The 8,714-nt window shown below is 72.0% G+C and carries 3 protein-coding genes; 2 read left to right on the plus strand and 1 reads right to left on the minus strand.

The features are described 5' to 3' along the window. The coding region (gene nirB, locus NBZ83_RS26760) for a nitrite reductase large subunit NirB (protein ID WP_498041083.1) at positions 1-2,550 on the minus strand (2,550 nt) is incomplete at its 3' end. A gap of 261 nt (positions 2,551-2,811) precedes the next feature. Between nirB and NBZ83_RS26765 the strand changes: the two genes are divergently transcribed. Further along, positions 2,812-7,041 carry a bifunctional nitrate reductase/sulfite reductase flavoprotein subunit alpha gene (locus tag NBZ83_RS26765; protein ID WP_308203830.1) on the plus strand — a complete coding sequence of 1,410 codons (4,230 nt, stop codon included), beginning with the start codon at positions 2,812-2,814 and terminating at the stop codon, positions 7,039-7,041. Between the two features lie 92 nt (positions 7,042-7,133). Beyond that, positions 7,134-8,714 (plus strand): MFS transporter (locus tag NBZ83_RS26770; RefSeq protein ID WP_368861914.1); only part of this gene is annotated, 1,581 nt, incomplete at its 3' end.

Here is an 8,714-nt window from a genome sequence, read left to right on the forward strand (position 1 = left end):
GGGTTGGCCGCGTTCGGTGACGAACGCGACGCTCGGGTCGGGGAGATCGGGGGCGTTGACGAAGGAGGCGAAGCGGCGCAGCCGCTGTGGGTCCTCGAGCACGGCGGCCCACTCGTCCTGGTAGCGCTCGACGTGACGGGCCATCGCCGCGTCGAGTTCGGCGGCGATGCCGAGGGCGTCGTCGACGAGCACCGAGCGCAGGTAGGCCAGCCCGTCCACGCCGCCGGCGGACAGGGACTCGACCCATCCGGCGGTGCGTTGCAGCCGGTCGGCGGTGCGGACGTAGAACATGATGAACCGGTCGATCGTACGCACCAGCGTGGCGGTGTCGACATCGGTGAGCAGCAGGTCGGCGTGCCGCGGCCGGAAGCCGCCGTTGCCGCCGACGTAGAGGTTCCAGCCGTGTTCGGTGGCGATCACCCCGATGTCCTTGGACTGGGCTTCGGCGCACTCGCGGGCGCACCCGGACACGCCAGCCTTGATCTTGTGTGGGGAGCGGAGGCCCCGGTAGCGCAGCTCCAGCTCGATCGCCAGGCTCACCGAGTCCTGGACGCCGTAGCGGCACCAGGTGGAGCCGACGCACGACTTCACCGTGCGCAACGCCTTGCCGTAGGCGTGCCCGGACTCGAACCCGGCCTCGACCAGCCGCCGCCAGATCGCGGGGAGCTGCTCGATGCGGGCGCCGAGCAGGTCGATGCGCTGCCCACCAGTGATCTTGGTGTAGAGGCCGAAGTCGCGGGCGACCTCGCCGATCACGATCAGCTTCGCCGGCGTGATCTCGCCCCCCGGCACCCGGGGCACGACCGAGTAGGTGCCGTTGCGCTGGATGTTGGCCAGTACATGATCATTACTGTCCTGCAACGCGGCCTGCTCGCCGTCGAGGATGTGTCCGTGGTCGAGGCTGGCCAGGATCGAGGCCACCACGGGCTTGCAGATGTCGCAGCCCCGCCCTCGGCCGTGGCGCTGGATCAGGTCGGTGAAGGTCGCGATGCCCTCGACCCGGGCGAACGCGAACAGCTCCGCCCGGGTGTGGTCGAAGTGCTCGCACAGCGCGGTGCCGACCGCGACCCCGGACTCGGCCAGCAGGGTCCTGAGCAGCGGCACACACGACCCGCAGCCGGTGCCGGCTTTGGTGCACGCCTTGATGCCGGCCACATCCGACAGGTCCCGGTCGGCGATGGCGTCGGTGATGGTGTCCTTGGTGACCGCGTGGCAGGAGCACACCTGCGCATCCCCGGGCAGCGCCCCCGCGCCGGCCCCCGCACCGTCGCCGACCGGGGCGATCATCGCCACCGGGTCGCCCGGCAGGGCGCGCCCGACCAGCGGCCGCAGTACGGCGTACTTCGAGGCGTCACCGACTAGGACGCCACCGAGCACCGTGGTGGCGTCGTCGGAGACGACCAGCTTGGCGTAGCTGCGCCGCACCGGATTGGTCAACGTCACCTCGAGCGCGCCCGGGGTGGCCGCCAGGGCGTCGCCGAAACTGGCCACGTCGACGCCCATCAGTTTCAGCTTCGTCGAGGTGTCGGCTCCGGTGAACGACGTCGTGCCGCCGAGCAGCCGGTCGGCCAGCACCTCGGCCATCGCATACCCCGGCGCGACCAGTCCGTAGACCCGCCCGCCGACGCACGCGCACTCCCCCACCGCAAAGATCGCCGGGTCCGAGGTGACGCAGCCGTCGTCGACCAGGACCCCACCGCGCTCCCCGAGCGCGAGGTCCGTGTCGCGGGCCAGCTGATCGCGCGGGCGCACCCCGGCCGAGAACACCACCAGGTCCACGTCCAGCCTGGCCCCGTCGGCCAGCGTGGCCAGCATCCCCCCGTCGTGTTCGCGGCTGATGGCGGCGACCGAGGTGCCCAGGTGGACGGTGACGCCGAGATCCTCGATCAGCGCGCGCAGTACCGCCCCGCCGCCCTCGTCGACCTGCAGCGGCATCAGCCGCGGCCCCAGCTCCACCACGTGCGGGGACAGACCCAGCAGCCGCAGCGCCCGCGCCGCCTCCAGACCGAGCAGCCCTCCGCCGATCACCAGCCCGGCGCGCCGGCCCCGGGTGCGGGTCGCGGCCTGCTCGGCGGCGGCGCGGATCGCGTCCAGATCCGCCAGGGTCCGGTAGACGAAGCAGCCCGGCAGGTCACGACCGGGCACCGGTGGGACGAACGGGGCGGAGCCGGTGGCCAGCACCAGCGCGTCGTACCCGAGCACCCGCCGGCGGCTGGTGGTCACCGTCCGGGCTGCCCGGTCGATGCCGGTCACCGCCTCGTCCAGATACAGGGCATAGCCGGAGGTCTCGTAGCAGCCGGGCTCGACCAGGTCCAGCTCGGTGGCGGTGGCACCGTCGAAGTAGGACGACAGCGCGACCCGGTCATAGGCCCGCCGCGGCTCCTCGGACAGGACGGTGACCTGCCAGCGCCGGTCGGTGTCGCGCTCACGCAGCGCCTCGACCAGCCGTTGCCCGACCATGCCGTTGCCGACCACCACCAGGCGACCGCCGGTGGGTTCGGACATCGACAGGTGCTCGAGGGCACGCTCGGGCAGGGGATGGGCAGGCATGTCCGCACTGTGCGCGGGGCGCGTTATCCGGACTGTTCACCCGCGTTACAAGCGCGAAAGGTCTCCCTCACCCCGCACGCGGGCGGGGTGTGCGCAGGATCTAACGGTCGGTGCGCCGGGTCGTGACCCGCAGGTAACCGCCCCTTCCTACCGTCGGACGTCACGCACCACCCGGCGGCCCCCTCCGGGCCTCGGGGCCTCCGGGCCTCGGGCCTCGGGGCCGGATGGTGGCCGCCGGGACGAACAGGGAGTGAGGATGGGGTGAGCGCACTGGCGTCGGGCGCGACGGTGACCAGCGTGCGCACGGTCTGCTCCTACTGCGGGGTCGGCTGCGGCATGGTCCTCGACATCGGCCGCGACGAGGCCGGCACCAGGCGGGTCGTGCGGGCCTCCGGGGACAGGGCGCACCCGGCCAACGCCGGCCGCCTGTGCACCAAGGGCGCCACCACGGCGGACATGCTCGCCGCCGCGGGCCGGTTGGAGACCGCCCTGGTCCGCACCGACCGCGGTGAGCAGCCGTCTCCGACCGACGTGGATGCCGCGATCGGTGCGGTGGCACGGCGGTTGCGGGCGATCCTCGAGGAGCATGGCCCGGACGCGATCGCCTTCTATGTCTCGGGGCAGATGAGCATCGAGGCGCAGTATCTGGCCAACAAGCTCGCCAAGGGCTTCGTCGGGACGAACCAGATCGAGTCCAACTCGCGGTTGTGCATGGCCAGCGCCGGGTCCGGCTACAAGCTGTCGCTTGGCGCCGACGGCCCGCCCGGCTCCTATGACGATCTCGATCACGCCGACGTGTTCTTCGTGATCGGTGCGAACATGGCCGACTGCCACCCGATCCTGTTCCTGCGGTTGATGGACCGGGTTCGCACCGGCGGCGCCAGGCTGATCGTGGTCGACCCGCGGCGCACCGCCACGGCGGAGAAGGCGGATCTGTTCCTGCAGATCCGCCCCGGTACGGATCTCGCCCTGGTGAACGGGCTGCTGCATCTGCTCGTCGCGCACGGGCGGATCGACGAGGCGTTCATCGCCGAGCACACCGACGGCTGGGAGGCGATGCCCGACTTCCTGGCCGACTACCCGCCCGCCGTCGTCGCCGACCTGACGGGCATTGCGGAGGCGTCCATCCGCACCGCCGCCGCGTGGATCGGCGAGGCAGGCGAGTGGATGAGCCTGTGGACGATGGGCCTGAACCAGTCCACCCACGGCACCTGGAACACCAACGCGTTGTGCAACCTGCACCTGGCCACCGGGGCGATCTGCCGGCCGGGCAGCGGCCCGTTCTCGTTGACCGGGCAGCCGAACGCGATGGGGGGCCGGGAGATGGGATACATGGGCCCCGGTCTGCCCGGGCAACGCTCCGTGCTCGTGGCCGAGGATCGCGCCTTCGTCGAGCAGCTGTGGCAGGTGCCGTCGGGGACGCTGCGGACCGAGGCGGGGCAGGGCACGGTCGAGCTGTTCTCGCGGATGGCCGACGGGCAGATCAAGGCCTGCTGGATCATCTGCACCAACCCGGTTGCCTCGGTGGCCAACCGCAGAAGCGTCATCGACGGCCTGGAGGCGGCCGAATTCGTGGTCACCCAGGACGTCTTCGCCGACACCGAGACCAACGCCTACGCCGACGTGATCCTGCCGGCGGCGATGTGGGCCGAAGCCGACGGCGTGATGGTCAACTCCGAACGCGGCCTGACCCTGCTCCAACCCGCGGCCGACCCGCCGGGCCAGGCGCTGCCGGACTGGGACCTCATCGCCCGCGTCGCCCGCGCCATGGGATTCGTCGAGGCCTTCACCTACCGCGACGCCGCCGAGATCTTCGACGAAATCCGCCGGACCTGGAACCCGCAAACCGGCTACGACCTGCGCGGCGTCACCCACGCCCGGCTGCGCGAGGGCCCGGTGCAGTGGCCCGCCGCCCCGGGCGGCCCGGACCGCAACCCGATCCGCTACCGCAACGACGGCGCCAGCCAGCACCCGACCACCCGGCCTGACGGCAGCGTCCCGCGGCTGGTCTTTCCCACCGCGAGTGGCCGGGCGGTGTTCTACCCGCGTCCGCACCTGCCCGCGGCGGAGATGCCCGACGAGCAGTACCCGTTCCTGCTCAACACCGGCCGGCTCCAGCACCAGTGGCACACCCTCACCAAGACCGGCAAGGTCGACAAGCTCAACCGGCTCAACCCCGGGCCCTTCGTCGACATCCACCCCGACGACGCCACCCGCCTGTGCATCGCCGACGGCGACCTGGTCGAAGTAGCCTCTCGCCGCGGCCGCGCGGTCCTGCCGGCCGTGGTCACCGAACGGGTGCTGCCCGGCTGCTGCTTCGCCCCGTTCCACTGGAACGACCTGTTCGGCGAATACCTGTCGATCAACGCCGTCACCAACGACGCCGTCGACCCCATCTCCTACCAGCCCGAGTTCAAGGTCTGCGCCGTCACGCTCACCAGGATCGCTGCCGCGCCGAGCCCCGCCGGCAGCGGCGAGGCCACGCGAGCCGCCGCCACCGCGCCGGGACTGGCCGAAGCTCTCGGGATCAGCCAGCTCCGCCCTCCGGTCCTGACCGAGGACGAGCGCCGATACATGGCCGGTTTCCTCGCCGGGCTCGCCGCCGACCCGCAGTTCCAGCCGGCCTCGTCGACAGGGGCGGCGGTGCCGGTGCTGCCGACGCACGCTCCGCTGGACCCCGACCGGGCGGCGTGGATCAACGGTGCGCTCGCCGGCCTGTACTCGCGCCACACCGCCGCGCCCGACGGGCCCGATCACCCCGGCGCCGGCGCCCACACCGCCGCGCCGCCAGGCGCGTCGACCCACGGCGGCTCCGCCGGCAGCGGGCGGGGGGTGCTCATCCTGTGGGCCTCGCAGACCGGCAACGCCGAAGACCTCGCCCTGCGCGCCGCCCAGCACCTCACCGAGCGCCACGGCCCGGTGGCCCTGCATCGGATGGGCGACTATGCCGGCCGGGCCCTGCCCACCCATGTCGATCTGCTGTTGATAACCAGCACCTTCGGCGACGGCGAGGCACCCGACAACGGCGCCGGGTTCCTCGACACCCTCGTCGCCGACGATGCCGCACTCCAGGACGTCCGCTACGCCGTGCTCGCTCTCGGCGACTCCAGCTACAGCGACTTCTGCGGCCACGGCCGGCGCCTCGACGAGCGGTTCGCGCACCTCGGCGCCACCCGGCTTCTGCCCCGGGTCGACTGCGAGCCCGACTACGAGACCGACGCCGCCGCCTGGCTTGACCGGGTCACCGCCGCCGTCGCCCAGCAGCCCGCCACCGCCGGCGCGTCGGCCGTGCCCACTCCGTCGGCCGTGCCCACTCCGTCCGCCGGGCCCGTCCCCACGGCCGTGCCCGTGCCGCCGACCACGCCGGCCCCGGTCGCCCGGACCGAGTTCCGCCCCGCCACGCTGGCCGGCAACCGGCTGCTCAGCCAGCCCGGCGCGACCAAGGAGGTGCGTGAGTTCACGATCGACCTGTCCGGCACCGGGATCACCTACCAGGCCGGCGACTCCCTGGCCGTCAGGCCGACCAACGACGCCGGCCTGGTCGCCGAATGGCTCGCCGTCACCGGAATCGACGCCGAGGAGATCGTCGACATCCCGACCGCCGGGCAGATTCCCTTCGCCGACGCGCTCCGGGAGCACCTGGAAATCGCCGCGCCCGCCAACGGCCTGCTGCGGTTCGTCGCCGACCGCAGCCACGACCGTGGACTGCGGCAACTACTGCGCGCCACCGGCCGCATCGAACTCGACGCATGGCTGTGGGGTCGCCAGGCCATCGACGTCATCGGCGAGTTCGCCGTCTCGGCCAGCGCCCAGGACTGGGCCGACACCCTCACCCGCCTGCGGCCGCGGCGCTACTCGATCTCCTCCAGCCCGCTCGTCGACAGCACCCGGGCACGGATCCTGGTCTCCGTCGTCCGCTACGACAACCCCGACGGCAGGCGACGCACCGGGGTCTGCTCCGCCCACCTGGCCGACTCCCCGCCCGACACGCCGCTGCCCGTCGCGGTGCACCCGACCGCGCACTTCCGACCGCCCGACGACCCGACCACCTCCATGATCATGATCGGACCCGGCACCGGACTCGCCCCGTTCCTCGGCTTCCTCGAGGAACGCCGCGCCCGCGCGCACCCCGCACAGAACTGGCTGTTCTTCGGCGAGCAGCGGTATGCCACCGACTTCTACTACCGCGACGAGCTCAATACCCTCTACCAGGACGGCGCTCTCGCGCGACTGGACGTCGCGTTCTCCCGCGACCAGCGCGCCAAGATCTACGTGCAGGACCGCATCCGCGAACGCGGCGCGCACGTCTGGGACTGGATCAGCCGAGGGGCCCACGTCTACGTCTGCGGCGACGCCACCCGCATGGCCAAAGACGTCCACCAGGCCCTGCACGACGTCGTCGCCCATCACGGCACCATGAACCACGACGACGCCACCGCCTACCTGAAGGACCTCGCGGCCAGCAACCGCTACGTCCGCGACGTGTATTAGGGCGCGTATCGAGTCGTGATCAATGGGTGGGATTCGTCCTCGTGGCGAGGCCGCCGTGTTTTGATGTGTATCGGCCACAGCCGGGTCGGCCGATGTCACGCAAGGGGTGGATCGCCACGGCAACGATCACGACCCGCCACGCGGGCGCCGCCCAGCCGGGACCGTCCGCCCCGCCCGCCATCACCCACCGGCAGACGATGCGGGCCATCTCCGGTCTCCTGCTCGGGCTCTTCGTCTCGATGCTGTCGTCCACGATCGTGACGAACGCGCTGCCGACCATCATGTCCGACCTGCACGGCAGCGCCACCGGCTACACCTGGGTCGTCACCGCCAACCTGCTCGCGATGACGGCCAGCATGCCGATCTGGGGCAAGCTCGCGGACCTGGTCGACAAGAAGCGGCTGGTCCAGTCGGCCCTGGGGATCTTCGTCCTCGGCTCCGTGCTCGCGGGGCTGGCCAGCTCCCCCGGGATGCTGATCGCCTGCCGGTTCGTCCAGGGCATCGGCAGCGGCGGGATGTCCGCCCTGGTCCAGGTGGCGATGGGCGCGATCATCCCGGCCCGGGATCGGGGCAGGTACAACGGATACGTCGGGGCGACCTTCGCGGTGGCGACGGTCACCGGGCCCCTCATCGGCGGACTCGTCGTCGACACCCCCTGGCTGGGCTGGCGCTGGTGCTTCTACCTGGGCCTGCCGATCGCGGCGGCCGCCGCGGTGCTGATCCAGCGCACGCTGCGGCTGCCCGCCGGAGGCCGCGAGGTCTCCATCGATTATGCCGGCGCCCTGCTGATCTCCGGCGGCGCGAGCTGCCTGCTGGTCTGGATCTCGCTGGCCGGGGACGCCTTCGGCTGGGCGTCGGCGCAGACCGGCGGGCTGGTCGGCGCCGGTCTGCTGCTGCTGGTCGGCGCGGTGGTGGTCGAGTTCCGGGTCCGCGAGCCGATGATCCCGCCCAACCTGTTCCGCGACCGCACCCTGGTGCTCGCCGTGATCGCGGCGTTCTGCGTCGGGACCGTGATGTTCTCGACCCCGGTCATGCTCAGCCAGTACTTCCAGCTCGGGCAGGGCCGGTCCCCGGTGATCTCCGGGCTGCTCGCGGTTCCCCTCGTCGGCGCGATGGCCTACGCCTCGATTCACGTCGGCAGGATCATCTCGCGGACCGGGCGCTGGAAGCGCTTCCTCGTCCTCGGCTCCGTCCTCGTGATCAGCGGCCTGCTGCTGCTCGGCCTGATCGGCCCGAGGACGACGCCGGTACTCGTCGGCCTTGCCATGGTGCCGGTCGGTCTCGGCCTGGGCATGGTCCAGCAGAACCTGATCGTGATCGGCCAGAACACGGCCTCGCCGCGCGATCTCGGAGCCGCGAGCGCGACCGTGCAGTTCATCCGCAGCCTCGGCGGGACGGCCGGCGTCGCCGTGCTCGGCGCGCTGACCGCGCATCGGGTCACCGACCTCACCGCCGCCGGACTGGCATCCCACGGCCTGCCGGCGAACTCGCTGGGCGACGGCCGGGACATCCCCGATCTCGACACTCTCGGCGCTGCGATGGCCGCCGTCGTCCGCCACGCCTATGCAACGGCGATTCCCGACGCCTTCCTCAGCGCGGTCCCCCTCATCGTCGTGGCGGCGGCCGTCATCCTTCTCATCCGGGAGACTCCGCTGCGCACCACGGTCCGGGAC

Origin of the sequence: Frankia gtarii, from assembly GCF_025403375.1 — a bacterium.
Lineage (GTDB): Bacteria > Actinomycetota > Actinomycetes > Frankiales > Frankiaceae > Frankia > Frankia gtarii.